The 25,419-nt window shown below is 58.0% G+C and carries 34 protein-coding genes; 2 read left to right on the forward strand and 32 right to left on the reverse strand.

Annotated elements, in window-relative coordinates; all coding sequences use genetic code 11:
- The first annotated feature begins 85 nt into the window (after nt 1-85).
- The gene (locus GTP58_RS10915; protein WP_161077541.1) at nt 86-613 is read left to right on the forward strand and encodes a Spy/CpxP family protein refolding chaperone; all 528 of its coding nucleotides are present in this window, start codon (nt 86-88) and stop codon (nt 611-613) included.
- Here the strand turns inward: GTP58_RS10915 and dsbD are convergent, their stop codons facing one another.
- Entirely contained in the window at nt 614-2,590 is a 1,977-nt protein-coding gene (dsbD, locus tag GTP58_RS10920) for a protein-disulfide reductase DsbD (protein WP_161077542.1), read from the reverse strand.
- 134 nt (nt 2,591-2,724) lie between these two features.
- Between dsbD and GTP58_RS10925 the strand changes: the two genes are divergently transcribed.
- Nucleotides 2,725-4,395 (forward strand): M20/M25/M40 family metallo-hydrolase, encoded by a 1,671-nt coding sequence (locus GTP58_RS10925; protein ID WP_161077543.1) that lies wholly within the window; start codon nt 2,725-2,727, stop codon nt 4,393-4,395.
- 49 nt (nt 4,396-4,444) lie between these two features.
- Here GTP58_RS10925 and GTP58_RS10930 read toward each other — a convergent pair whose 3' ends face one another.
- The 31 genes from GTP58_RS10930 to GTP58_RS11080 form a co-directional block, all read right to left on the reverse strand.
- Nucleotides 4,445-5,686 (reverse strand): PepSY domain-containing protein, encoded by a 1,242-nt coding sequence (locus GTP58_RS10930; protein ID WP_161077544.1) that lies wholly within the window; start codon nt 5,684-5,686, stop codon nt 4,445-4,447.
- Nucleotides 5,687-5,736: 50 nt separating this feature from the next.
- On the reverse strand, nt 5,737-7,923 hold the full coding sequence (locus GTP58_RS10935) for a TonB-dependent siderophore receptor (protein WP_161077545.1): 2,187 nt from the start codon (nt 7,921-7,923) through the stop codon (nt 5,737-5,739).
- Between the two features lie 133 nt (nt 7,924-8,056).
- On the reverse strand, nt 8,057-8,452 hold the full coding sequence (rplQ, locus tag GTP58_RS10940) for a 50S ribosomal protein L17 (protein WP_072786830.1): 396 nt from the start codon (nt 8,450-8,452) through the stop codon (nt 8,057-8,059).
- Nucleotides 8,453-8,569: 117 nt separating this feature from the next.
- A complete protein-coding gene (locus GTP58_RS10945) occupies nt 8,570-9,547 on the reverse strand; it encodes a DNA-directed RNA polymerase subunit alpha (RefSeq protein WP_072786829.1) in 978 nt (325 codons plus the stop codon).
- 110 nt (nt 9,548-9,657) lie between these two features.
- Nucleotides 9,658-10,281, reverse strand: a complete 624-nt coding sequence (rpsD, locus tag GTP58_RS10950; RefSeq protein WP_072786828.1) for a 30S ribosomal protein S4 — start codon at nt 10,279-10,281, stop codon at nt 9,658-9,660.
- Nucleotides 10,282-10,474: 193 nt separating this feature from the next.
- Nucleotides 10,475-10,879 (reverse strand): 30S ribosomal protein S11, encoded by a 405-nt coding sequence (rpsK, locus tag GTP58_RS10955; protein ID WP_072786827.1) that lies wholly within the window; start codon nt 10,877-10,879, stop codon nt 10,475-10,477.
- A 14-nt stretch (nt 10,880-10,893) separates the two neighbouring features.
- Nucleotides 10,894-11,259, reverse strand: a complete 366-nt coding sequence (rpsM, locus tag GTP58_RS10960; protein WP_072786826.1) for a 30S ribosomal protein S13 — start codon at nt 11,257-11,259, stop codon at nt 10,894-10,896.
- 27 nt (nt 11,260-11,286) lie between these two features.
- Nucleotides 11,287-11,400, reverse strand: a complete 114-nt coding sequence (gene rpmJ / locus GTP58_RS10965) for a 50S ribosomal protein L36 (protein WP_005663407.1) — start codon at nt 11,398-11,400, stop codon at nt 11,287-11,289.
- Nucleotides 11,401-11,434: 34 nt separating this feature from the next.
- Nucleotides 11,435-11,653 (reverse strand): translation initiation factor IF-1, encoded by a 219-nt coding sequence (infA, locus tag GTP58_RS10970; RefSeq protein ID WP_005663428.1) that lies wholly within the window; start codon nt 11,651-11,653, stop codon nt 11,435-11,437.
- Nucleotides 11,654-11,674: 21 nt separating this feature from the next.
- The gene (gene secY, locus GTP58_RS10975; protein ID WP_072786825.1) at nt 11,675-13,009 is read right to left on the reverse strand and encodes a preprotein translocase subunit SecY; all 1,335 of its coding nucleotides are present in this window, start codon (nt 13,007-13,009) and stop codon (nt 11,675-11,677) included.
- A gap of 31 nt (nt 13,010-13,040) precedes the next feature.
- A complete protein-coding gene (rplO, locus tag GTP58_RS10980; RefSeq protein ID WP_072786824.1) occupies nt 13,041-13,472 on the reverse strand; it encodes a 50S ribosomal protein L15 in 432 nt (143 codons plus the stop codon).
- A gap of 25 nt (nt 13,473-13,497) precedes the next feature.
- A complete protein-coding gene (gene rpmD / locus GTP58_RS10985) occupies nt 13,498-13,680 on the reverse strand; it encodes a 50S ribosomal protein L30 (RefSeq protein WP_072786823.1) in 183 nt (60 codons plus the stop codon).
- A gap of 9 nt (nt 13,681-13,689) precedes the next feature.
- Nucleotides 13,690-14,208, reverse strand: a complete 519-nt coding sequence (rpsE, locus tag GTP58_RS10990) for a 30S ribosomal protein S5 (RefSeq protein WP_072786822.1) — start codon at nt 14,206-14,208, stop codon at nt 13,690-13,692.
- A 9-nt stretch (nt 14,209-14,217) separates the two neighbouring features.
- Nucleotides 14,218-14,580: a 50S ribosomal protein L18 gene (gene rplR / locus GTP58_RS10995; protein WP_072786821.1), complete on the reverse strand. Its 363-nt coding sequence runs from the start codon at nt 14,578-14,580 to the stop codon at nt 14,218-14,220.
- 13 nt (nt 14,581-14,593) lie between these two features.
- Nucleotides 14,594-15,127 (reverse strand): 50S ribosomal protein L6, encoded by a 534-nt coding sequence (gene rplF / locus GTP58_RS11000; RefSeq protein ID WP_161077546.1) that lies wholly within the window; start codon nt 15,125-15,127, stop codon nt 14,594-14,596.
- Nucleotides 15,128-15,137: 10 nt separating this feature from the next.
- A complete protein-coding gene (gene rpsH, locus GTP58_RS11005) occupies nt 15,138-15,533 on the reverse strand; it encodes a 30S ribosomal protein S8 (protein WP_161077547.1) in 396 nt (131 codons plus the stop codon).
- A 14-nt stretch (nt 15,534-15,547) separates the two neighbouring features.
- Nucleotides 15,548-15,853, reverse strand: coding sequence for a 30S ribosomal protein S14 (gene rpsN / locus GTP58_RS11010; protein WP_072786818.1), 306 nt, complete (start codon nt 15,851-15,853; stop codon nt 15,548-15,550).
- A 6-nt stretch (nt 15,854-15,859) separates the two neighbouring features.
- Entirely contained in the window at nt 15,860-16,399 is a 540-nt protein-coding gene (gene rplE / locus GTP58_RS11015; RefSeq protein WP_072786817.1) for a 50S ribosomal protein L5, read from the reverse strand.
- A 6-nt stretch (nt 16,400-16,405) separates the two neighbouring features.
- A complete protein-coding gene (rplX, locus tag GTP58_RS11020; protein ID WP_056151015.1) occupies nt 16,406-16,720 on the reverse strand; it encodes a 50S ribosomal protein L24 in 315 nt (104 codons plus the stop codon).
- 10 nt (nt 16,721-16,730) lie between these two features.
- On the reverse strand, nt 16,731-17,099 hold the full coding sequence (gene rplN, locus GTP58_RS11025) for a 50S ribosomal protein L14 (RefSeq protein WP_050409761.1): 369 nt from the start codon (nt 17,097-17,099) through the stop codon (nt 16,731-16,733).
- Between the two features lie 266 nt (nt 17,100-17,365).
- On the reverse strand, nt 17,366-17,632 hold the full coding sequence (gene rpsQ / locus GTP58_RS11030; RefSeq protein WP_072786815.1) for a 30S ribosomal protein S17: 267 nt from the start codon (nt 17,630-17,632) through the stop codon (nt 17,366-17,368).
- On the reverse strand, nt 17,629-17,820 hold the full coding sequence (rpmC, locus tag GTP58_RS11035; RefSeq protein WP_020704377.1) for a 50S ribosomal protein L29: 192 nt from the start codon (nt 17,818-17,820) through the stop codon (nt 17,629-17,631). Before rpmC ends, rpsQ begins: the two co-directional genes overlap by 4 nt.
- 12 nt (nt 17,821-17,832) lie before the next feature.
- The gene (rplP, locus tag GTP58_RS11040; RefSeq protein ID WP_072786814.1) at nt 17,833-18,252 is read right to left on the reverse strand and encodes a 50S ribosomal protein L16; all 420 of its coding nucleotides are present in this window, start codon (nt 18,250-18,252) and stop codon (nt 17,833-17,835) included.
- 2 nt (nt 18,253-18,254) lie between these two features.
- Nucleotides 18,255-19,034, reverse strand: coding sequence for a 30S ribosomal protein S3 (gene rpsC, locus GTP58_RS11045; protein WP_072786813.1), 780 nt, complete (start codon nt 19,032-19,034; stop codon nt 18,255-18,257).
- Between the two features lie 9 nt (nt 19,035-19,043).
- On the reverse strand, nt 19,044-19,376 hold the full coding sequence (rplV, locus tag GTP58_RS11050; protein WP_174864456.1) for a 50S ribosomal protein L22: 333 nt from the start codon (nt 19,374-19,376) through the stop codon (nt 19,044-19,046).
- Nucleotides 19,373-19,648, reverse strand: a complete 276-nt coding sequence (rpsS, locus tag GTP58_RS11055) for a 30S ribosomal protein S19 (RefSeq protein WP_050409767.1) — start codon at nt 19,646-19,648, stop codon at nt 19,373-19,375. The genes rplV and rpsS overlap by 4 nt, the downstream gene beginning before the upstream one ends.
- Before the next feature lie 9 nt (nt 19,649-19,657).
- On the reverse strand, nt 19,658-20,488 hold the full coding sequence (gene rplB / locus GTP58_RS11060; protein ID WP_072786812.1) for a 50S ribosomal protein L2: 831 nt from the start codon (nt 20,486-20,488) through the stop codon (nt 19,658-19,660).
- Nucleotides 20,488-20,802 carry a 50S ribosomal protein L23 gene (gene rplW / locus GTP58_RS11065; RefSeq protein WP_161077548.1) on the reverse strand — a complete coding sequence of 105 codons (315 nt, stop codon included), beginning with the start codon at nt 20,800-20,802 and terminating at the stop codon, nt 20,488-20,490. Before rplW ends, rplB begins: the two co-directional genes overlap by 1 nt.
- Nucleotides 20,799-21,419, reverse strand: a complete 621-nt coding sequence (gene rplD, locus GTP58_RS11070) for a 50S ribosomal protein L4 (protein WP_072786810.1) — start codon at nt 21,417-21,419, stop codon at nt 20,799-20,801. Before rplD ends, rplW begins: the two co-directional genes overlap by 4 nt.
- 3 nt (nt 21,420-21,422) lie before the next feature.
- The gene (rplC, locus tag GTP58_RS11075; RefSeq protein ID WP_161077549.1) at nt 21,423-22,079 is read right to left on the reverse strand and encodes a 50S ribosomal protein L3; all 657 of its coding nucleotides are present in this window, start codon (nt 22,077-22,079) and stop codon (nt 21,423-21,425) included.
- Nucleotides 22,080-22,441: 362 nt separating this feature from the next.
- Nucleotides 22,442-25,270: a TonB-dependent receptor domain-containing protein gene (locus GTP58_RS11080; protein WP_229215537.1), complete on the reverse strand. Its 2,829-nt coding sequence runs from the start codon at nt 25,268-25,270 to the stop codon at nt 22,442-22,444.
- Nucleotides 25,271-25,419 lie beyond the last annotated feature (149 nt).

The raw sequence follows: 25,419 nt of genomic DNA on the forward strand, positions 1-25,419 counted from the left end.
GAGCAACCTTGGGCCGCCACTATGGTGACCAGCGCGGCACATATGGCGCCGCGATGATTCAACTCTCAACCATGAAGGAACGACCATGAACACCTTACGCAAAAGCATACTGATCGGTTTTACGGTACTGGGCATGGCCGCCGCCCAGGCACAGGAAGCCAAACCTGCTCAGAAACAGCACGACGCCCGTCCAAGCAAGGAGCAGATGCAGGCCAAGATGGCCGATATGTACGCCAAACGCCAGGCGCGTCTGCATGACCTGCTGAAACTGACCACGCAGCAGGAATCGGCCTGGGCCACCTATCAAGCGGCAATCAAGCCGGCAGCCATGGGCGCCCGTCCGGAGCACAAGCCATTCAAGCAACTGACGGCGCCGGAGCGCCTGACGCTGGCACTGGACATGAGCAAGAAACGGGAAGCGATGCTGGAAACTCATCTGAAGGCGGTGACCGCGTTCTACGGCCAGCTGAATCCAGCGCAGCAGACGCTGTTTGATGAGCACAGCTTTGGCGGCGAGCGCGGCGGCATGCGTGCCAGCTGGCGCCACCGCGGCCATCACGGTGGCTGGGGCCACGGCCAGCATGAAGGCTGGGGCGGCCCGCGCCAGGGCTGATCAGTTCAGCGCGGACAGGGATGCGGTGAATTTGGCCGCATCTTGGAAGCCGATCACGCGCGCGTTCGGAATTTCCTTGCCCTGGCGGTCAAACAGGATGATGCCCGGCGGGCCGAACAGGCCGAAGCGTTTCAGCATGGCTTTGTCGTCGGCATCGTTGGCGGTGACGTCCACTTGCAGCAGCACGGTGTTGGCCAGTTTGGCGCGCACTTGCGGATCGACGAACGTCAGCTTTTCCATTTCCTTGCAGGACACGCACCAGTCGGCATAGAAGTCCAGCATGGCGGTCTTGCCGCCGGTTTGGGCCAGCACGGCGTCCAGCTGCTGGGTGGTTTTGATGCGCTGGAAGGCCAGCGGCGCCTCGTGTGCCTTGCTGCCCAGATGCGCGAGCGGCGCCAGCGGATCGCGGCCACCGCTGACCACCCCGACCAGTTGCGCCACACCCAGCACGGCGACAATCACGCCGACCGACTTAGCGACCCATTGCCCGGAGTTCATGAGCAGATACATGCCGTAGCCGACCAACAGCGCGGCCCAGCCCAGCATCTGCACGGCGCCCGGCAGCACCGGCGACACCAGCCACCAGCCGACTGCCAGCATCAGCACGCCAAAGAAGCGCTTCACGGCGTCCATCCAGACACCGGCTTTCGGCAGCAGCGTGCCAGCCGAGACACCTACCAGGATCAGCGGCACGCTCATGCCAACCGCCATCGCAAACAGCGCGGCGCCGCCGATGACGATGTCACGCGACTGGCTGATGTAGACCAGCGCTGCCGCCAGCGGCGCGGCCACGCACGGACCGACGATCAGCGCGGAAATCGCTCCCATCACGAACACGCCGGCCAGCTTGCCGGAGGCCTGGCGGTTGGAGACGGTGCTCAGTTTGCTTTGCAGCGCCGCCGGGACTTGCAGCTCGTAGAAGCCAAACATCGACAACGACAACAGCGCCATCAGCAGGGCAAATGCCCCCAGCACCCATGGATTTTGCAGCGCACTGGCCAGGCCTTCACCCGCCAGGCCGGCAGCAACGCCCAGTGCGGTGTAGACCAGTGCCATGCCCAGCGCATAGGTTACCGACAAAGCGAGGCCGCGGCTGCGGCTGCTCTGCGCACCTTCGCCGACGATGATCGAGGACAGAATCGGCACCATCGGCAGCACGCATGGGGTGAACGACAGCCCCAGGCCCAGCAAGGCGAACAACGGCAGGATGACCAGCAGTTTGCCGCTCTTCAACGCAGCTTCCAGACGGCCGGCTTCACTCGCCGGCGCCACGGTGGTTGCGACAGCAGGGGCAGGTTGCGGCAGGTCGGTGGCGGTTGGATTAGGGACGGTGTAGATCTTGACGCCTGGAGCGGCTGAGGCAGCTTTGCCGCCGTCGACGCCAAGGTTGACGGCGCCTTCGGCTGGCCGTGTGGCGGCTATGGCGGCGGCTGTGGCGACGGGCGCGACGCTTGCGGCGGCTGGTTGCGCTGCCGTAGCGGCTGGCGCCGGGGCAGATGGGGCGGCCTGCGCGGCGGCAGGTGTGGTTGCAGCGGGTGCCGCCGGCACAGGCACCGATCCGCTACCGGTCAGTGCAGCCTTGTAATCCTGCGGCGCATAGCACAAGCCCTTTTCCGAACAGCCCTGCCCGCTCGCCAGCAGCGTGAACGGGCCGTTGACGTCGACCGGTATCGTAATCGTCAGCCCCTTGCGATAGGTTTCCACGTCCTTGGCGAAGGTATCGTCGTAATGCACCTTGCCAGGCGGGATTTGCGGTGTGCCCAGCTTGGCGCCCTGCGCGCTGAACTTGAAGCGCTCGCGATACATATAGTAGCCGTCGGCAATCTGGAAGGTCACGGCAACCGTATGCCCGTCCACCATGCGCGCTGAAAACTTGAACGCTTCGGACGGATCAAGGAACTCCTGGGCACGGGCAGGCTGCAGCAGCAGCGCGATCAGCGCCAGCAATGGCGCGATAAAACGGGCAAAACGGGGCATGAAATCTTCTCTCAGAGGAACTGGTCATTGGAGCAACAGGCATAGTACACCGGGCGCGTTTTTCCCGCCTGAGCCGGGCCTTAAAAATTGATTTATGCGAAACTCGGTTTTTCATGTCACTGGAGCCCAGCCCCATGTCTTCTCTACGTCCCCTGCTGTTATCCGCCCTGGCGCTGAGCGCCCTGCCCGCGCTGGCGCAAGCACCGGCCAAGGCGCTGAACGCCGTATCGTCCAAGGACCTGCTGACCCACATCCAAACGCTGGCCTCCGACGAATTTGAAGGCCGCGCGCCCGGCACCGCCGGTGAAACCAGGACCGTGGCCTACATTCAGCAGGAATTCAAGAAGCTCGGCCTGAAGCCAGGCAACCCGGATGGCAGCTGGGTACAAGCCGTGCCGATGCGCGGCCAGAAACCGGCGCCAAATTTCAGCTACACCATCGGCGGCCAGAAAGTGGCACTGAATTTCCCGGATGACTATGTTGCCCATTCGACCAGCCAACCAAGCACGGTGGACGTCAAGCACTCGGACATCGTGTTTGTCGGCTACGGCGTGCAGGCGCCGGAATACGGCTGGGATGACTACAAGGGCGTGGACGTGCGCGGCAAAACCCTGCTGATGCTGATTAACGACCCGGCCATCCCCGATCCGAATAATCCGGCGGAGCTGGACCCGACTATGTTCAAGGGCAAGGCCATGACGTATTACGGCCGTTGGACCTACAAATACGAAATCGGCGCCAAGCTCGGGGCGGCGGCGGTCATGATTATTCATGAAACAAAGCCGGCAGCTTATCCGTGGGATGTGGTGCGCAGCGGCGGCGTCGCTGAACACTTCAGCCTGCTGCGCAGCGGCGACGATCCAGACGCGCCTGCCGTACCGGGCTGGATTCAACTGGATAAAGCCAAAGCCATGATGCAGGCGGCCGGCTATGATTTCGACGCCTTGAAAAAACAGGCGCTCAGCAAAGAATTTCGTCCCGTCAGTTTAAACGGCACGGTGGATTTTCATATCGAGAATATCGCCCGTAACGTCGACTCCAGGAATGTGGTCGCAAAAATTGAAGGTAGCGATCCTAAGCTGAAAAATGAATACGTCATTTACAGCGCTCATTGGGATCACCTGGGTATCGATGAGAAATTGCCCGGCGGCCGCGACAAGCAGATTTATCACGGCGCCCTGGATAACGCATCCGGCGTCGCTGCGTTAATGGAATTGGCAAAGGCCTATAAAGCCCTGTCCAAAGCACCTAAACGTTCCATCCTGTTTATTGCCACGACAGCGGAAGAAAAAGGTCTGTTAGGCGCCAGGTATTATGCTGCCCATCCACTCTACCCTTTGAAAAATACTGTCGCCAATATTAATATCGACGGTATCAACGCCTGGGGAAAAACGGCGCAGATTGAAAACGTCACTTCTGGCCATTCCAGCATCGACGGCATATTGGAAAAATATGCCAAGGCCCAAGGCCGTTTAATGGAAAAGGATACACGCTCAGAATTGGGCAGTTTCTATCGCGCCGACCAATTGGAATTCGCACGCGCTGGCGTGCCAGTTTTATATACCAAGGCACGCAGCCGGTATCTGGATAAACCGGAGAATTATGCGCGTGAAGTCGTGGATAACTATTTCACCCACGATTACCACCAGCCAAGCGACGGTTTCCGTCATGACTGGGATTTCAGCGGCGGTGTGCAGGATATCCAGCTGCTGTTCCAGGTTGGGCTGGAGATTGCCCAGGGCGTCACGCCAAGCTGGAACGCCGGCTCCGAATTCAAGGCCGCCGGCGACCGCCGCGTGCAATAGAACAGACTCAAAAATGGTTGGTACATGCCAATTTCTGGCATGTACTTTCCTAAACTTCCGCGAGTTCCCCTGCGCGGCGTTCCGCAGTCACCACGCGGGACGCGCGTTTGCGCCACCAGATGATGACACCGGTCACGCTCAGCATCGCCACCACCAGGCCCATGAAGGAAATCAGTATCCTGCCGGGCAAGCCGAGTATGCGGCCGGAATGCAGCGGGAATTGCGCCTGCACGAAGATATCTGCGGCCGTGCCTTTCCACGGCAGACGTTCGCCCAGTAATTTACCGTCAGTGCCGTCGAAATATAAATAGGCCGGGCCAACGCCGCCTGCACCGTGGTCATTACCAGCTTTATAGAAACTCACACCATAGACGTTATACGAATTTGTATAAAACACCGCGCCTACTGGTTCACTCCATTGACGCTGAAGGGCTTCCTTGTCAGCAGTTTCAATTATCGATGCATATTCGATTTTTGCCGTATAGGGTTTATGCAGTTCGGCCATCGGAATAACGTCAAATGGTGTGGGTGTGACTTTCGATATTTTGCTCATCACCGGATAAAACACTTCACTGTATAAATTCAGCGAAAAGGCGGTAAAGGACAAAATAATCAGCAAAGCCCAGGTCCACAGGCTGAAAGCACGGTGCAAATCGAAGTTGAGCTTATTGCCGCCGCCGTTCCAGCGAACTTTCCAGGCCGGGTTCCAGCGTTCCATCCAGGATTTGGATGCGCCTTTTCGGCGTAAAGGCAGCGTCAGATAAAAACCCACAAAACTATCTACAACCCAGATCATGGCAATACCGCCCATAAGCCATACACCCCAGCGGTCAATGCCCCACATTTCTGGAATATGCAGGGTGTAATGCAGGCGGTATAAGAAGGAAACAAATGTCTCCTTGGTAATGGGCCAGACCGCGCCCCATTCACGCTTGCCTAATTCCGCTCCGCTTACCGGATCAACAAAGATCTGATTGAATCCCGGCTCGTACAGTTTCTGCGTCGCCGGATTCACGCGCGGCGATACGCCGAATGCAATCGACTCGCCCGCCTCCAGCGCGATCGGAATATACGAAACCGTGATCTGCGGATAACGCGCCTCCAGCTGTTGCGCCAGTGCCAGCGGCGGTTGCGGCGTGCCCGGCGTATGGGCGTGCATCAGGTGCGGGTTGAGCAGGTCGTCCAGCTCGTGGTCCCACGAAATGATGGCGCCAGTAAAACCGCTGATAAACAAAAAGCCTGCAGTCAGCAGGCCGGCATATCGGTGTACCAAAGTCCAGAAGGCTCGCATGGCAGCTTCCCCAAGAAAAAGCCGAGACCGTCAGGCCCCGGCGGACAATGTTAGAAGCGGTATTTCAGGTTCAGCGACGTGCTGCGCGGTGCGGCGTAAGTAATCGCGCCGTACGCGGCAAACATGCCGAAATGCTTCTTGTCGGTGACGTTGTTGACGTTCAGCTGGGCCGACAGGTTTTTGCTGATGTCATAACGCGCCATCAGGTTGACCAGGGCAAAGCCGTCCTGCACGATGTTGCCATTGGTCGGCGTACCGGCCGGTGCGCCCGGGTCGCGGGTGTAAGTACGGCTTTCCCAGTTGACGCCGCCGCCCACGGTCAGGCCTTTGAGCTGGCCGCCCAGGTCGTAGGTGGTGAAGACGCGGAACAGTTTGCGCGGGTAGATGCTGTTGAAATCCGTGCCGTTCGCCTGCCTGGCGCGGAACTGGCTCAGGCCGACGCTGGCATTCCAGCCACGGGCCAGTTCACCGTTCACGTCAAACTCGTAGCCGCGGCTGGTCGCACCGTCCACGCCCACATAGTAGGCTTCCGGCAGGTCGCTGCCAGGACGGGTGATCTTGTCCACTTCCTGCGCCAGGTTGTCCTGCTTGATGTGGAACAGGGCAAACGAGGCGTTCAGGCGGCCGTCCAGGAACTCGCCCTTGATACCGGTCTCGGCCGCCTTGCCGCGGACCGGGTCCAGCACATTGCCGGCCTTGTCCTTATAGCTCTGCGGCTTGAAGATGCTGGTGTAGCTGGCATAGGCCGAATAGGTGTCGTTGATGTCGTACACGATGCCGGCGTACGGGGTCAGCTCGTTGTCGTTCTTGATCCTGCTCGGCGCTTTGGCGCCAGCCTGCGTGTCGGTGCTGTCATAGTTGGAGACGCGGGCGCCGACGATCAGCTTGAGCGGATCAGCCAGCGAGAAGCGCGCCACGCCGTAGGCCGCGTCCTGCTTGGTGGTGGTGCTTTCATAGAAGCCTGGTGCGCTCCAGCTCGGCGCCGGGAAGGCCGCGCCATTCCATTGGTCGAAATTGCCGACGGCTGGGTAGGTGGCGCCGAAGTTGGCCGTGCGGCTGTCAGCGTTGAACTTCTGGTTGGAGTAGGTGTAGCCGAACGCAGCTTCGTGCTTACGGCCCAGCAGTTCGAACGGCCCGCTGGCCATCAGGCCGAAATTGTCCTGCTTGGTGTGGGTGAGGTAGGAGCCGGCAAACAGCGACATGCCGCCGTCCGCGCCCTTCACGGGCACGCCGGACAGGTACAGCAGGTGCGAGTCGGCCTTGCGGTCGCCATGGGCGGCGGTGGCGGTGACTTTCCAGCCGTTGTCGAAGGTGTGCTCCAGGCGCGCGAAGGTGTTGTTGTACGCGGTCTGCCAATCGGTCCAGCTGGCCGAGGTGGTTTTGGAGACGTCCCAGTTGGCTTCCTGGCCGTTCGAATACCAGACTGGCAGGCCACCCCACATCGGGCCTTTCGGTTCGGTTTCCTGACGGCTGAAGCCGGCCACGAGCAGGGTCTTGGGCGTCAGGTCCGCTTCCACGGTTGCGTAGAAGGTTTTGCTCTTGTTCTTTTGCAGCGCGGCCCAGCTGTCGCCCTGCTGGTATTCGCCCACCACGCGGCCGCGCACCGTGCCTTCCTGGTTCAGTGCGGTCGAAACATCGACCAGGCCACGACGCTGTTTCCAGCTGCCGATTTCCAGTTCAGCGGTGCCGCTCAGCTCTTTGCTGGTGGCGCGTTTGTGCACCAGGTTGATCGAGGCCGACGGATTGCCGGCGCCCGTCATCAGGCCGGTGGCGCCGCGCACGATTTCCACGCGGTCGTAGATCGCCAGTGTGCTCAGCACTTCGCCGGACGACCATGGCTGCTCCCAGGTGGTCGGTACGCCGTCGATCTGCAGGTTGTCGATGTCGAACCCGCGCGCGGTAAAACCGGCGCGGTGGGTTTCGTACTGGTTGACCGAGACGCCGGTGGTGTTGTTGACCACGTCGGTTACGGTGACCATGCCCTGGTCTTCGATACGCTGCTGGGTCACCACGGTGATGGATTGCGGCGTGTCGCGCAGCGACATGTCCAGCGGGGTTGCGCTGCGCGCCTTGCCGGTGGTGTAGGAGCCAGTGCCTTCGGTGGTGTCCGACATCTTCTGCGAGGTGACCTGCACCGTCGGCAGCGCCTGTTCCGCGCCGCTTTGCGCCTGCGCCAGCAGTGGCAGGGCCAGGCTGACCAGAATGGCCAACGGCTTGATTGTGACTTGCTTATCCATCAGTTCCCCAGTATTGACATTTATATCGAAACGCGAATGATAACGATTCCTATTTCAAAGTCAATCGTCTTCTCGGCAACAGACGAAAAAAAAGCCAGGCTAGGCCTGGCTTTTCAGTGATGCTAGAACCGGATTACTCAGCGGTTGGAGCGTCTTCTACAGCGGTGACTTCTGGACGGTCCAGCAGTTCAACGTAAGCCATAGGAGCATTGTCGCCAACGCGGAAACCCATTTTCAGGATGCGCAGGTAGCCGCCGTTACGTGCAGCGTAGCGTGGGCCCAGTTCCGAGAACAGTTTGCCTACGATTTCGCGGTCGCGCAGACGGGCGAATGCCAGACGCTTGTTTGCCAGGGTGTCGGTCTTGCCCAGGGTCAGGATAGGCTCAACAACGCGGCGCAGTTCTTTAGCTTTTGGCAGCGTGGTTTTGATGGCTTCATGACGCAGCAGCGAGACGGTCATGTTGCGCAGCATAGCCAGACGGTGGGACGAGGTACGGTTCAGTTTACGGAGGCCGTGACGGTGACGCATGGTACTTCCTTTCGATGTTTATACCCGAGTTCTTCGATCGCTCAAGCCAGGCAGGAGCGCGGACCGGTTTCAGTTAAATACGCCCGCTACGACATGCAGCGGGCGGTGCTACAAAAATTACTTTTCCAGACCAGCAGGCGGCCAGTTTTCCAGCTTCATGCCCAGGGTCAGACCACGGGAAGCCAGGACTTCCTTGATCTCGTTCAGCGACTTGCGGCCCAGGTTCGGGGTCTTCAGCAGTTCGTTTTCCGAACGCTGGATCAGGTCGCCGATGTAGTAGATGTTTTCGGCTTTCAGGCAGTTGGCCGAACGCACGGTCAGTTCCAGGTCGTCGACTGGACGCAGCAGGATCGGATCGACCAGCGGTGCACGCGATGGCGCTTCAGCAGCCGCTTCGGTGCCTTCCAGTGCCGCGAACACATTCAGTTGGTCCACCAGCACGCGCGCCGATTGACGGATCGCTTCTTCTGGCGAGATCACACCGTTGGTTTCGATGTTGATGATCAGTTTGTCCAGGTCGGTACGCTGTTCCACACGGGCGGACTCAACGAAGTACGACACACGGCGCACTGGCGAGAACGACGCGTCCAGAATGATGCGGCCGATGGTTTTGTTGGTGTCTTCCGACAGGCGACGCACGTTACCAGGAACGTAGCCGCGGCCTTTTTCAACCTTGATCTGCATGTCCAGCTTGCCGCCGGCGGTCAGGTGAGCAATCACGTGGTCCGGGTTGATCAGCTCGACGTCGTGCGGCAGATCGATGTCCGATGCCAGCACAGCGCCTTCGCCTTCTTTTTTCAGGGTCAGGGTGACGGAGTCACGGTTGTGCACTTTGAACACAACGCCCTTCAGGTTCAGCAACAGGTCAACCACGTCTTCTTGCACGCCGTCCAGCGACGAGTACTCGTGCACCACACCGGCGATGGTCACTTCGGTCGGCGCGTAGCCGATCATCGAGGACAGCAGTACGCGGCGCAGCGCGTTGCCCAGGGTGTGGCCGTAGCCGCGTTCAAATGGTTCCATCACGACTTTGGCGTGACCGGCGCCCAGCGCTTCTACATCGATAATACGTGGTTTCAACAAACTGTTTTGCATGAAATGTCCTTTTCAATACCCTCGACGCGTTAGGCCGATAAGGCTGATGGCATTAGTGAAAACGCCCGCTTAACAAAGCGGGCGGGTTTTGGTGCTACTTAGACGACAGATTAACGCGAGTACAGTTCGACGATCAGCGATTCGTTGACGTCAGCAGCGATCTCATTGCGCTCTGGCAGGGACTTGAAGGTACCTTCCATTTTCTTGGCATCAACCGACACCCAAGCTGGCATGCCAACTTGTTCCGCCAGCGACAGCGCTTCAACGATACGCACTTGTTTCTTGGCTTTTTCGCGCACAGCAACGACGTCGCCAACTTTAACCGAGTACGAAGCGATGTTCACCACATTGCCGTTCACGGTGAAGGCTTTGTGCGATACCAGCTGACGTGCTTCAGCGCGGGTCGAACCGAAGCCCATACGGTACGCGACGTTGTCCAGACGGGCTTCCAGCAGCTTCAGCAGGGTTTCGCCGGTGTTGCCTTTGCGGCGGTCGGCTTCTGCGAAGTAGCGACGGAACTGACGTTCCAGCACGCCGTACATACGTTTCACTTTTTGCTTTTCGCGCAGCTGGTTGCCGTAGTCCGAGGTACGAGCGCCCGACTTAACGCCGTGCTGACCTGGTTTGACGTCCAGTTTGCATTTGCTGTCCAGCGAGCGGCGGGCGCTCTTCAGGAACAGATCAGTGCCTTCACGGCGGGAAAGTTTTGCTTTTGGTCCGATATAACGTGCCACGGTACTTCCTTTTTAAAATAATGACGTTCCAACCCACGCGGGCTGAACGCTAGTCTGGTCTGCTGAGAGCCAGACGTGGCTTAAAGTCTGCTGGCAAGCCAACAGACGACAATAGCCGGGCAGTATAGCTGTCACCAGCTTCCTGCACCAGCTTTATTGTGTAACAGCGAGACCGGCAACGCCGGTCCGGCCATTAGATACGACGACGCTTTGGAGGGCGGCAGCCGTTGTGTGGAACTGGCGTCACGTCCTGGATCTCGGTGATCTTGATGCCCAGGTTGTTCAGTGCACGCACTGCCGATTCACGGCCTGGGCCTGGGCCCTTGATGCGTACTTCCAGGTTCTTCACGCCGCATTCGATCGCGACTTTACCAGCGGCTTCAGCAGCAACCTGCGCTGCGAACGGGGTCGATTTACGCGAACCCTTGAAGCCAGCACCACCGGAGGTCGCCCACGACAGGGCATTGCCCTGACGGTCGGTGATGGTGATGATGGTGTTGTTGAAGGAAGCGTGAACGTGTGCGATACCTTCGGCAACGTTCTTCTTGACCTTCTTGCGTACGCGCGCTGCTGCTGCGCTGCTTTGTTGCTTAGCCATGTGATTTCCCTAGATTATTTCTTGAGCGATTGAGCGGCTTTGCGCGGGCCCTTGCGGGTACGTGCATTGGTACGGGTGCGTTGACCGCGGACCGGCAGGCCCTTACGGTGACGCATACCGCGGTAGCAACCCAGGTCCATCAAACGTTTGATGTTCATGGACAGTTCGCGACGCAGATCGCCTTCAACGATGAATTTTGCTACTTCATCGCGCAGCTTTTCCAGTTCGCTGTCGTCCAGGTCTTTGACCTTTTTGTTGGTCGCAATACCAGTCTGCGCGCAGATGAACTTCGCGCGTGGACGGCCAACACCGTAGATGGCGGTCAGGCCGATAACGGTGTGCTGATGATTTGGGATATTAACCCCTGCAATACGTGCCATTCGTTATTCCTCGATAAATAACGGTTATTAACCTTGACGCTGCTTGTGACGTGGTTCGACGCAGATTACGCGAACAACGCCCTTGCGCTTGATGATCTTGCAGTTGCGGCAGATCCGCTTGACTGAGGCGTTAACTTTCATGATGAACTCTCTTCTAAGGTTCGATTATCTAAAATTACTTGGTCCGGAACACAATGCGGGCGCGGGACAGGTCGTAAGGTGTCAGTTCGACCGTCACCTTATCGCCAGGCAGGATGCGGATGTAGTTCATCCGCATTTTACCTGAAATATGCCCCAGCACCACGTGCCCGTTTTCCAGCTTTACTCGAAATGTTGCATTAGGGAGATTTTCTAGGATCTCGCCCTGCATCTGTATGACGTCGTCTTTTGCCATTCGGTATGTTTGAAACCGCGCTTATCGCGTCGGAATTCCGCCTTTGAAGTTTGCTTTGCGCAGCAGCGATTCATATTGCTGCGACATCACGTAGTTTTGTACTTGGGCCATGAAGTCCATGGTCACAACCACAATAATCAACAGAGAAGTACCACCAAAATAAAACGGTACTTTCCACTCGGCTACCATGAATTCCGGCAACAAACACACCAAGGTGATGTAGATGGCGCCAGCCAGTGTCAATCGGGTCAGAATCTTGTCGATGTAGCGGGCAGTCTGCTCACCGGGACGGATCCCTGGCACAAAGGCCCCGCTCTTCTTCAAGTTATCTGCTGTTTCCTTGCTGTTGAAGACCAGCGCTGTATAGAAGAAACAGAAAAACACGATCGCAATGGCGTACAACAGTGCGTGGATGGGCTCGCCTGGCCCCATCGATGCTGCCAAATCTTTCAGGAACCGGACCGCCGGGTTGGCCGTATCGGCGCCCGTCGTAAACCAGCCCACGATCGTTGCTGGGAACAAGATAATCGACGAAGCGAAGATCGGTGGGATCACGCCGGCCATATTCAACTTCAATGGCAGGTGCGAGGTTTGTCCACCGTAAATCTTGTTACCCACCTGGCGTTTCGCATAGTTCACCAGAATCTTGCGTTGGCCACGTTCCACAAATACCACCAGGAACGTCACCGCCACCACCAAGGCCATGATGATGATCGCGGACAAGGCACCGATCGAACCGTTGCTCACCGACTGGCCGAGGCCACCCAGTGCGCCCGGCAGACCGGCAGCGATACCCGCGAAAATGATGATCGAGATGCCATTACCCAGACCACGCTCGGTAATTTGCTCGCCCAACCACATCACGAACATGGTTCCGGTCAACAGCGTAACGACCGTCACGAAACGGAATGCATAGCCTGGATCCAGCACCAGACCTGCCTGCGACTCCAGCGCGACTGCAATGCCCAACGCCTGAAACGCCGCCAGCAACACCGTGAAATACCGGGTGTACTGCGTGATCTTGCGTCGGCCAGCCTCGCCTTCCTTCTTCAACGCTTCCATCTGCGGCGACACGATCGACACCAACTGCATGATGATCGAGGCCGAAATGTACGGCGTGATACCCAGCGCAAACACCGTGAAGCGCGCGAGCGCGCCACCGCTGAACATGTTCAACATGCCCAGGATGCCGCCCTCTTGCGACTTGAACAGCGCGGCCAATTGTACCGGATCGATCCCGGGAACCGGGATGTGAGCGCCGATACGATAAACCACCAATGCGCCAAGCAGGAACCAGAGCCGGCCCCAAGGGAAACCAGCTGCTGCACTTTTAGCCAATTGTGGATTAGTCGCCAATTTTCGCTCCGATCAAGCTGTTAGCGGTGGCTCAAGCTACCGAGCCGCCGGCTGCTTCGATGGCGGCTTTCGCGCCAGCGGTCACTTTCAGGCCTTTGAGGTTCACCGCTTTGGTGATCTCGCCGGACAGAATGACGCGTACATCACGTGCCAGCACGCTCAGTACGCCAGCTTGTTTCAGCACCAGGATGTCGACATCGCCAACGGCCAGGTGGTTCAGGTCGGACAGACGCACTTCAGCTTTGAAGGTGGCGTTGAGCGACTTGAAACCGCGCTTCGGCAGACGACGTTGCAGAGGCATCTGACCGCCTTCGAAGCCGACTTTGTGGAAGCCGCCCGAACGCGATTTCTGACCCTTGTGGCCGCGGCCTGCGGTTTTACCCAGGCCGGAGCCGATACCGCGGCCGACGCGGCGCTTGTAGTGCTTGGCGCCGTCGGCTGGTTGAATGGTATTCAGTTCCATGATTTCTCCGTGAGTAAGCCGGGGCTTACGCAACTACTTTAACGAGATACGACACTTTGTTGATCATGCCGCGTACCGATGGGGTGTCCTGCAGTTCTGCAACCGAGTTGACACGACGCAGGCCCAAGCCGCGCACGGTGGCACGGTGGTCTTGACGGGTGCCGATCAGGCCCTTCACCAGTTGTACTTTGAGGGTTTTCGTAGTCATGTGGTCACCTTAGCCCAGGATCTCTTCCACCGACTTGCCGCGTTTCGCAGCGATGTCAGCAGGAGTGCTCAGTTTAGCCAGGCCGTCCAACGTGGCGCGAACCAGGTTGTACGGGTTGCTCGAACCGGTCGATTTCGCGACCACGTCGGTAACGCCCATGACTTCGAAGATCGCGCGCATTGCGCCGCCAGCGATGACGCCGGTACCTGGTTTAGCAGGCGACATCATGACTTTCGAGGCGCCGTGGCGACCCAGGACGGTGTGGTGCAGCGTGCCGTTCTTCAGTGGTACTTTGATCAGGTTGCGACGGGCTTCTTCCATTGCCTTCTGCACACCGACTGGTACCTCTTTCGACTTGCCCTTGCCCATGCCGATGCGGCCATCGCCGTCACCTACTACGGTCAGCGCGGCGAAACCCATGATACGACCACCCTTGACCACTTTGGTCACGCGGTTGATCGCGATCATTTTTTCGCGCATGCCATCATCCGGCTTGTCGCTTGCCATTTTTGCTTGCATTTTTGCCATGATCGTTCCTTAGAACTTCAGACCGGCTTCACGCGCGGCTTCTGCCAGCGCCTTCACACGGCCGTGATAACGGAAACCGGAACGGTCGAAGGCGACTTCGGTGATACCGGCTTTGAGTGCTTTTTCTGCTACGCGCTTGCCGACCAGTGCGGCGGCGGCGGCGTTGCCACCCTTGCCCGATTGGCCAGCCAGTTCAGCGCGTACTTCCGCTTCAACGGTCGAGGCCGAAACCAGTACTTTGGCTTCCGGGCTGATCAGGTTTGCGTAGATGTGCAGGTTAGTGCGGTGAACCGACAGGCGGTTCACTTTCAGTTGCGCAATCTTGATCCGGGTTTGACGTCCGCGACGCAGACGAGATTCTTTTTTATCCATCGTCAGCCCCTAATTACTTCTTCTTGGTTTCTTTGATCTTAACCACTTCGTCCGAATAACGGACGCCCTTGCCTTTGTAAGGCTCCGGAGCGCGGTAAGCACGAACTTCTGCAGCAACCTGACCCACCTTTTGACGATCGATGCCTTTGATGACGATCTCGGTCGGGGTGGCGGTGGTCACGGTCACGCCTTCTGGCATGGCGTGCACGACCGGGTGCGAGAAACCCAGCGACAGGTTCAGCTTGTCACCTTGGGCCTGGGCTTTGTAGCCCACGCCCACCAGGTTCAGCTTTTTCTCGAAGCCCTTGGTCACACCGTTCACCATGTTGTTGACCAGTGCGCGCAGCGTACCGGACATGGCGTTGGCTTCGCGGCTGTCGTTGGACGGCTCAAAGCTCAGGGTACCAGCGTTGTTTTCTACTTTAACCAGGCCGTTCAGGCTCTGGGTCAGGACGCCCAGCGGGCCCTTGACGGTGATCGCTTGTGCGGAGATGGCGACATCAGCGCCAGCTGGCACAGCGATAGGCATTTTAGCTACTCGGGACATGTCTTACTCCTTAGGCCACGTAGCAAATCACTTCGCCGCCGACACCGGTAGCGCGTGCTTTGCGGTCGGTCATGACGCCTTGTGGGGTCGATACAATCGCCACACCCAGACCATTCATTACCGAAGGGATCTCGTCTTTGCCTTTGTAGACGCGCAGGCCCGGACGGGACACGCGCTCGAGGCGCTCGATGACGGGACGGCCGACATAATATTTCAAACCGATTTTCAGTTCCGACTTGCCGCCATCTTCAGCGACTGCGAAATCTTCAATGTAACCCTCGTCCTTGAGGACGTTGGCAATCGCTACTTTGACTTTCGACGATGGCATGGCCACGGTCGTTTTTTGAACGCCTTGGGCGTTGCGAATGCGGGTCAGCATATCGGCGATAGGATCGCTCATACTCATTGCTTATTCTCCTATTACCAGCTAGCTTTAGTCATACCCGGAATTTCACCACGCATGGCGAATTCACGGAGCTTGATACGGCCCAGACCGAATTTACGGAAGGTGCCGCGCGGACGACCGGTGATGGCGCAGCGGTTACGCTGGCGAGTCGGGGCCGAGTTACGTGGCAGCGCTTGCAGTTTCAGGCGCGCTTCGTAACGTTCTTCTTCCGACTTCGACTGGTCATCAATGATGGCCTTGAGCGAGCTGCGTTTGGCGGCGAATTTATTCGCCAGCGCTACGCGTTTCGCTTCACGGTTAATCAGTGCGAGTTTTGCCATGATCTCTTAGTTCCTGAACGGGAATTTGAAGGCGGCGAGCAGAGCTTTCGCTTCGTCGTCGGTCTTAGCGGTGGTGGTGATCGAAATGTTCATACCACGCAGCGCATCGATCTTGTCGTACTCGATCTCAGGGAAGATGATCTGCTCTTTCACACCGATGTTGTAATTGCCACGACCATCGAAGGCCTTGCCATTCACACCGCGGAAGTCACGCACGCGTGGCAGGGCCACGGTGATGAAGCGGTCGAGGAACTCGTACATACGGGCGCCGCGCAGGGTCACCATCGTACCGATCGGGTAGCCTTCACGGATTTTGAAACCCGCGATCGCTTTGCGTGCCTTGGTGGTCACTGGCTTCTGGCCAGCGATCTTGGTCAGGTCGCCAACCGCGTGCTCGAGGACCTTCTTGTCCGCAATCGCCTCGCCCACACCCATGTTCAGGGTGATCTTGGTCAGACGCGGAACTTCCATCACCGACTTGTAGCCGAATTTCTCGGTCAGGTCAGCGACGACTTTTTCTTTATAGAATTCTTGGAGACGTGCCATGATTTCTTAAGCCTTCACTACTTCGCCGGACGATTTAAAGACGCGGACTTTTTTGCCGTCGACATCTTTGAAACCAACACGGTCTGCCTTGCCAGTCGCTGCATTGAACAATGCAACGTTGGACACGTGAATCGGCATAGTCTTGTCGACGATACCACCTTGAACGCCAGTCATTGGGTTCGGCTTGGTCGCTTTCTTAGCAACGTTGACGCCTTCAACCACAACGTGTTCTGCGTCTACGCGACGCGAAACGACACCGCGTTTGCCCTTGTCTTTACCGGCCAGAACGATGACTTCGTCGTTTTTACGAATCTTATCCATTACTGACTCCTTACAGTACTTCAGGTGCCAGGGACACGATCTTCATGAACTTTTCAGTGCGCAGTTCGCGCGTCACTGGTCCAAAGATACGCGTACCGATCGGTTCCAGCTTGGCGTTCAGCAGTACGGCGGCATTGCCGTCGAACTTCACCAGGGAACCGTCTTGGCGGCGAACACCTTTAGCGGTGCGCACTACCACGGCGTTATAAATTTCACCTTTTTTGACACGACCACGTGGCTGAGCCACCTTTACGGTGACCTTGATCACGTCGCCAATGCCAGCATAACGGCGCTTGGAACCGCCCAACACCTTGATGCACATGACTTCCTTGGCACCGGTGTTGTCGGCTACTTCGAGCCGGCTTTCAGTTTGAATCATAATATTCTCTTTCCCAACTTAAGCCGAAGAATCCACACAATGCGGACCTGCGGTCAGTCTTGGTCCCGCCAGAAGCGCCTGCTGGCGCCGCTGCTTGGGTGCTTGACCTTCGAACTGCATACTGACCGCACGGTTCAGCGTCTGTGGCCAGACACTTTGCGGCGTTACATGAACGAAGCCCACGAGTATTACATACAACTCGCGGGCTTGCAAGAACTAATTGAAAAACACCGCCAACACCACAGGCTTGGCGGCGCGCTTCTCAATTAAACGATTTGTGCGGCTTGCACCACACGGGTCACGGTCCATGCCTTCGTTTTGGAGATCGGACGACCTTCGGTGATTTCCACCGTATCACCGGCTTTCACCTGGTTGGTCTCGTCGTGGGCGTGGTACTTGGCCGAACGAACGATGATCTTGCCATACAGAGGGTGTTTCACGTGACGTTCGATCAGCACGGTAACGGTCTTGTCCATCTTGTCGGACACAACTTTACCGATCAGCGTACGCTTCAGCTTTACTTGCTCGGTCATTTTGCTTCCTTCGTGTTCATTACCGTTTTTACGCGTGCGATATCGCGACGTACCTTCTTGAGCTGCGAAGTGTTGCTCAGCTGTTGCGTAGCAGTTTGCATACGCAGGCCGAACTGGGCTTTCAGCAGATCGTTCAGCTCTTTCTGCAGAGCTGCCTGGTCTTTGCCGCGGAGTTCAGATGCTTTCATAATTCACTCCTGTTATTGACCAACTTGACGGACCACGAACGTGGTCGCCAGTGGCAGTTTGGCAGCGGCCAGGCGGAATGCTTCGCGCGCCAGTTCTTCGCCTACGCCGTCCATCTCGTACAGGACTTTGCCCGGACGGATTTCAGCGACGTAGTACTCTGGATTACCCTTACCGTTACCCATACGGACTTCGGCAGGCTTGTTCGAGATCGGTTTGTCCGGGAACACACGGATCCAGATACGGCCACCACGTTTGATGTGGCGGGTCATGGCGCGACGCGCTGCTTCGATTTGACGGGCAGTGATACGGCCACGAGCCACGGCTTTCAGACCGAACTCGCCAAACGACACGTTGGTGCCGGTGGTGTGCGAAATGCCGGTGTTACGGCCTTTCTGCTCTTTACGATACTTTCTGCGTGCTGGTTGCAGCATGATTATTCTCCTGCTTTCTCGGCTGGCTTAGCAGCGCGGCGGGCGCCACCAGCACCAGCTGGGCGTGGGCGGCCAGCTGGCTTGCCGTCTTCACGACGTGGGCCACGTGGCTTTTTCTCGTCTGGCGGGGTATCGATCACAGGGGCTTCGCCGGTCGGCGAGCGGTCACCCTTGTAGACCCAGACCTTGACACCGATGATGCCGTAGGTGGTCGAAGCTTCCGAAGTGCCGTAGTCGATGTCAGCGCGCAGGGTGTGCAGTGGCACACGGCCTTCGCGGTACCATTCGGTACGGGCGATCTCGATGCCGTTCAGACGACCCGACGACATGATCTTGATGCCCAGGGCGCCCAGGCGCATCGCGTTCTGCATCGCGCGTTTCATGGCGCGGCGGAACATGATACGTTTTTCGAGCTGCTGAGCGATCGAGTCAGCGATCAGCTGCGAATCGATTTCTGGCTTGCGGATTTCTTCGATGTTCACGTGCACCGGCACGCCCATGATCTTGGTCAGCGCCGACTTCAGTACTTCGATGTCTTCGCCTTTTTTACCAATGACCACGCCTGGACGCGAGCTGTAGATGGTGAAACGCGCATTCTTGGCAGGACGCTCGATAACGATGCGGCCGACCGAAGCGTTCTTCAGCTTGGCTTTCAGGTAGGTACGTGCTTTCAGGTCTTCGTTCAGCATGTCGGCAAAGTTACCATTGCCAGCGTACCAACGCGAAGCCCAGTTACGGGTTACCGCCAGGCGGAAACCAGTTGGATGAATTTTCTGACCCATCTTGGCTCCTTAGTTGCCGACGGTCACATAAATGTGACACGATTGTTTCGAGATACGATCGCCACGACCTTTTGCACGCGCGGTGAAGCGCTTCAGGATCGGGCCCTTTTCAACGTAGATCGTTTTCACGAACAGTTCGTCGATGTCGGCACCATCGTTGTGCTCGGCGTTGGCGATTGCCGACTCCAGCACTTTCTTGATGATGGTGGCGCCTTTTTTCGGGCTGAACTGCAGAATGTTGAGGGCTGCGTCAACTTTCTTGCCACGGATCAGGTCAGCAACCAGACGGCCCTTTTGGTCCGACAGGCGCACGCCTTTGAGGATAGCTTTGGTTTCCATTATTTCTTCGCCTTCTTGTCAGCGGCATGGCCTTTGAACGTGCGGGTCAGCGCGAATTCGCCGAGCTTGTGACCTACCATGTTCTCGGAAACGTACACTGGCACGTGCAGCTTGCCGTTGTGAACAGCGATCGTCAGGCCGATGAAGTCAGGCATGATGGTCGAGCGACGGGACCAGGTTTTGATTGGCTTTTTGTCTTTGGTCGCTTGCGCGGCTTCGACTTTTTTCACCAGGTGGGCGTCACAGAACGGCCCTTTTTTCAATGAACGAGTCATGATTTATCCTTATTTCTTGCCGCGGCGCGAGACGATCATCGAAGAAGTACGCTTGTTGCTGCGAGTCTTCTTACCCTTGGTCTGTTGGCCCCATGGCGAAACAGGGTGACGACCAGCTGCGGTTTTACCTTCACCACCACCGTGCGGGTGATCGACCGGGTTCATGACCACACCGCGAACGGTAGGACGAACACCGCGCCAACGCATCGCACCAGCTTTACCGATCTTGCGCAGGCTGTGTTCGGCATTGCCGACTTCACCCACGGTCGCACGGCACTCGATGTGCACGCGACGCACTTCACCCGAGCGCAGACGCACCTGAGCGTAAGTACCTTCACGCGCCATCAGCACCACGCCAGCGCCGGCGGTACGGGCCATCTGGGCACCTTTACCTGGCAGCATTTCGACGCAGTTCATGATGGTACCGACTGGGATGTTGCGGATCGGCAGGCAGTTACCCGACTTGATCGGCGCTTCCGAACCGGTCATCACCGCATCGCCCACCGCCATACCTTTGGTGGCGATGATGTAGCTGCGCGCGCCGTCGGCGTAGCACAGCAGTGCGATGTGGGCCGTGCGGTTTGGATCGTATTCGATACGTTCCACTTTCGCTGGGATGCCATCTTTGCTGTTACGCTTGAAGTCGATCACGCGGTAGTGCTGCTTGTGACCACCACCGATATGACGGGTGGTGATGTGACCGTTGTTGTTACGGCCAGCAGTTTTCGATTTTTTCTCAACCAGGGCTGCGAACGGACGACCTTTGAACAGGTCCGAGTTCACAACTTTCACCATGCCGCGACGGCCTGGGGAGGTTGGCTTCATCTTAACGAGTGCCATTATTTAGCCTCCTCGGTGAAATTGATTTCCTGGCCTGGTTTCAGGCACACGAAAGCACGCTTGGTGTGGTTGCGACGGCCGATATGGGCGCCGGAACGCTTCTGCTTACCTTCGCGGTTCACGGTTTGCACCGATTCCACTTGGACTTTGAACAGCAGTTCAACGGCCGCTTTGATTTCTGGCTTGGTCGCGTCGGTGGTAACACGGAACACGATCTGCTCGTTCTTTTCCGCGACCATGGTGGCCTTCTCGGAAATCACTGGAGCTACCAGCACCTTCAGCAGGCGCTCTTCGCTAAATTTCAATGCGCTCATGCCAGCATCTCCTCAATCTTCGCCAGCGCAGCCTTGGTCACCAGGATCTTTTTGTAGAAGACCAGCGACATTGGATCAGCGTGACGTGGCTCGACAACCAGCACGTTCGGCAGGTTGCGGGAAGCCAGTTCCAGGTTTTCGTTGGCGGTATCGGTGATGATCAGCACGGAGTCGAAGCCCAGGCCGGTCAGCTTTTGCGACAGCAGCTTGGTTTTTGGTGCTTCGATCGACAGATCTTCGATCACGACCAGACGGTCTTCACGGGCCAGCTGCGACAGAATCGAGCACAGACCAGCGCGGTACATCTTCTTGTTCACTTTGTGGGTGAAGTTCTCGTCAGGCGAGTTCGGGAAGATGCGACCACCGCCGCGCCACAGTGGCGACGACGACATACCTGCACGAGCACGGCCGGTACCTTTTTGGCGCCATGGCTTCTTGGTCGTGTGGTGGACTTCTTCACGGTCTTTTTGTTTACGGTTGCCGCTGCGAGCATTGGCTTGGTAAGCAACGACGATCTGGTGGATCAGGGCTTCGTTGTAGTCACGGCCGAAGACGGTATCGGCAGCTGCTACGTTAGAGGCGGCTTGACCTTGAGCGTTCAAGAGCTTGAGTTCCATCGTTTAAGCTCCCTTCTTTGCTTTAACTTTGACAGCAGGCGAAACCACTACCTGGCCGTTTTTGGCGCCAGGGATCGCACCTTTGACCAGCAGCAGCTGGCGGTCGGTATCGATACGGGCGATTTCGAGGTTCTGCACGGTCGTGGTGACGTCACCCATGTGACCGGTCATGCGCTTACCAGGGAATACACGACCTGGATCCTGCGCCATACCAATCGAACCTGGAACGTTGTGCGAACGCGAGTTACCGTGGGTCTGACGACCCGAAGCAAAGTTGTGACGCTTGATGGTACCGGCGTAGCCTTTACCGATCGAGACACCTTGTACGTCGACTTTTTGACCAACTTCGAACAGCGAAGCGGCGACAACTGCGCCAGCTTTCAGTTCGGCAGCTTTGGCAGCGTCAACGCGGAACTCTTTCAGCAGAGTACCAGCTTCAACACCCGCTTTAGCGTGGTGACCAGCAACGGCTTTGGTCACGCGGGAAGCGCGACGTTGACCGAATGCGACCTGAACTGCAGTGTAACCATCAGTTTCAGGGGTTTTGATTTGCGCAACACGGTTGTTCGATACGTCAACCACGGTGACTGGGATCGAGTCCCCGTCATCGGTGAAGATGCGCATCATACCAACCTTGCGACCGAGGAGGCCAAGGCTCATTTTTTCTCCAATTCCCACCTACGATTGGGCGGGGATATGTTGAACTACTAAAATTAGTACGGACCAATAAAAAGATGAATCCATACCGAAGCCGGCTAGTGTATCTTGATTTGGGGCTTGACGCAACAACTTAGTACGAGGTATGTCAGTTTTTTGCGGCGGCCGCCAAGCCCCGTGCAAACCACGGCGCCATGCGGCTTGCGGCGCAGGCCGGCGGGTGCGGAAGATGGCGTTGCTACCGGGTCCAGCTTGTCCATTTCACCACCCTGCCCGGGCCGCAAAGCGTCGCCCCATGCAAAAAAAGGGCCGGTCCACCGCATTGCTGCGGCAGGCCGGCCCCTCGGGCTTAGCACACTACCTGATTAGAACTTGTAGTTTGCGCCAACGCCAATCTTGCGGAACTGTGGCTGGTAGCCATCACGCCATTGCATCGGCGCTTCCATCTGGAAGATGTTGTCGATGTACAGGCTCAGGCGGACATGGTTGATGCCGGTGTAAGCCAGGTTGTAGTCGACGGTGGTGTTGCTGCCCACTTTGCCGCAGGTGTCCAGGTACTGGGCCGCCACTTTCTGGGTAGCGCAGTAGGTTGGCGACGCTTCGTTGTTGTTGCTGTAGCCGCTGCGGTAGTTAATGGTCATGCCATTATCCCAGGCGTCTTTTTTCAGGAACAGACGGAACTTGGCGTTCAGGCGCGACTGGCCCTGGTAGCCACTGGCAAAGGTGTTATTGCCCGAAGCGTACATGCCAGCCTGGTTAGGACCGTAGGCATTGTCCGCCACCGAGAACGACTGGTATTTCCACAGGTAGGCGCCTTCCAGCTTCATGCGAACCTGGCCCAGGCCGGTGTCGAAACGGCCCGAGGCGTCGAAGTCGAAGCCCGAAGCGCGGGTACGGCCGCTGTTGACGTATGGATCATACGCCATGCCCAGTTTGCCAACGCCACCGTAGTTGATGGTGTTGCCTGGTGCGTACTTGCCCACCAGGGCCAGGAACTCGTTGTCGGTGGCGCTATTGTCAACCCGGATCAGCTGGCCGGCCGGCAGCGCGGCTTCGCCTTTCAGGATGTCGGTGGTGCCACGGGTACCGATTTCGTTGCGGCGTTCGATGAAGAAGTAGTCAATCGCAGCGGTCCAGTTTTTGACGGGCTCGATGACGAAACCGGCGGTCAGCGAACGCGAGGTTTCCGGCTTCAGGTCCGGGTTGGACGAGGCGAAGCTCGGCAGCGAGCCCGAGCAGTCGTAACCGCGGTAGATGTTGGCCAGGTTCTTGTCGCCAGCAGTCGCGGTTGGCGAGTTCTGCACCAGGGCGTTCAGCTGGTTGGCGATCGGGCAGCGGCGTGGATCTTCCACCGAGGTGCTGATTGCGCTACGGCCCAGGCCGTTACCGGATTCAACGATGTTCGGTGCGCGGAAGCCGCCAGCAGCGGTGGCACGCAGCAGCAGGCCGTCGGTCACGGTGTAGCGCAGACCCAGTTTCGGCGAAATGTGCGCTTCGCTGTGGCTGGATTTGTCGGCGCGCAGCGCGGCGCTCAGTTCAACCTTTTTCACCACCGGGATGGTGGCTTCGGTGAACACGGCGTAGTGGTCAACCGCATCTTTGACCTGCAGGCCGAAGATGCCCACCAGCTCACCGTTCAGCACGTTGTCCGAGCTCTTCATTTCATACGATTCGCGGCGGATGTCGGTGCCCACGGCGATCGACAGCGGACCGGCTGGCAGTTGCGCGACTTCACCCGAAATGGTGGCATCGAAGAAGGTGATCTTCGCCTTGCCTTCGGTGGTACGTACCGGGAACATCGATTCCAGCAGCGCGCTGTCATTCTTCTGGCCGAACTTGTAGGTGCCGTTGACGATGGCGTCGGTGTAGCCCTTGGCGCTTGGGGCGCGGGTGGCCTTGGTGGCTTTCGACTCCATGTGGCCGAATGCCGATTTCCAGTCGAAGCCGCCGATTTCACCGGTCAGCGCCAGCATCGCGCGGTACTGGTCGGATTCCGTGCGGTTGAAGTTGAAACCATCGCCGGTGTCCATCAGACGGGCGCGGTATTCCACCGGCGTCGAGTATGGATTGTTCGGGTGGCCCACTGGCAGCTTAGGATAGTTGAACGGGCCGACCAGCTTGCCACCGTAAACGTTGTACCACAGGTTGTTGGCAGAGGTGGTGCCGCCGTTGGCGGTGCCGAACGGCGCTACGATGTAGTCGTTCGACGCGTTGGCGTAGGTCAGTTCGAAGTTGGCATCGATGGCTTTGCCAATGCGGAAGTGGGTGTTGCTGGCGACCGCATAACGCTTGGCATTGGTGGTCTGGCCGGTGTACGGCAGCAGGTCCATCTTGCACTGTTTGTCGTTGGCATCGACGTTACCCGCCGGGCAGCCCGGCGCGGCCACGATGTTGGTCGCGTTCACGAAGTAGTTGCCAGTTGGCGAGAAGGTGCTGCGGTTATCCCAGGTCGAACGGCCCGGGGTCAGACGGTGCCAGTCGGGTACGTGGTTGCGCAGGTCGTCCGACGTGTAGCCGTCGCTCTTGTACGCTTCGTAGGTCACATAGGTGTTGAAGCCGTTTTCATCGATATCGCCGTAGCCGATCTTGCCCGACACGCTGCGGTTGCGCATATCGCGGAAGCCGTCGGCTTCCTTGTAGTTGCTGCTGATCTCGGCGCCAACATAATCCTTCATCAGGATGATGTTGATCACGCCGGCGATGGCGTCGGAACCGTAGATGGCCGAAGCGCCGTCTTTCAGGATCTCGATGCGCTCCACTGCAGCAGCCGGGATCGCGTCCAGGTTGGTGAAGTTTTGCTGGGCGCCGTCGGACAGGCCGTACTGCGCAATGCGGCGGCCGTTGACCAGCACCAGCGTGGCGACCTTGCCCAGGCCGCGCATGCCGGCGGCGGACGAACCGGTGGCGAAGCCGCCCGAGGACGAGCTGGCCGAGCTGATGTCGGTGCCGATTGCCGACGACGAGCTGAGGATGCCCATCACGGTGGTTTCGCCGGTACGGGCGATGTCATCACGGCCCAGCACCTGGATCGAGCCGGCAGCTTCAGCGGCGGTACGCTTGATGCTGGAACCGGTGATTTCGACGCGTTGGATTTTTTCTGGTTCTACTGCTTGTTGTGCAGAGGCTTGATTGGCAAAAGCCATGGCGAGCGCCAGCGACAGCGCGCTCTGTTTGAAGAACTGCTCGTGTTTCAAAACTACTCCCTGAAGTCGTGTTACTCGAAATTCGTCTTTCTCTCAAGGCACTGATTAACGCGGTCGTCTTGCTGCGACCGTCACTTTCAACGCCAAGGGCGCAATTTCGCACAATATTGCAAGCTTCACAAAGGAAAATTTCACTTTTT

Origin of the sequence: Duganella sp. CY15W (genome assembly GCF_009857555.1) — a bacterium.
Classification (GTDB): domain Bacteria; phylum Pseudomonadota; class Gammaproteobacteria; order Burkholderiales; family Burkholderiaceae_D; genus Rugamonas; species Rugamonas sacchari.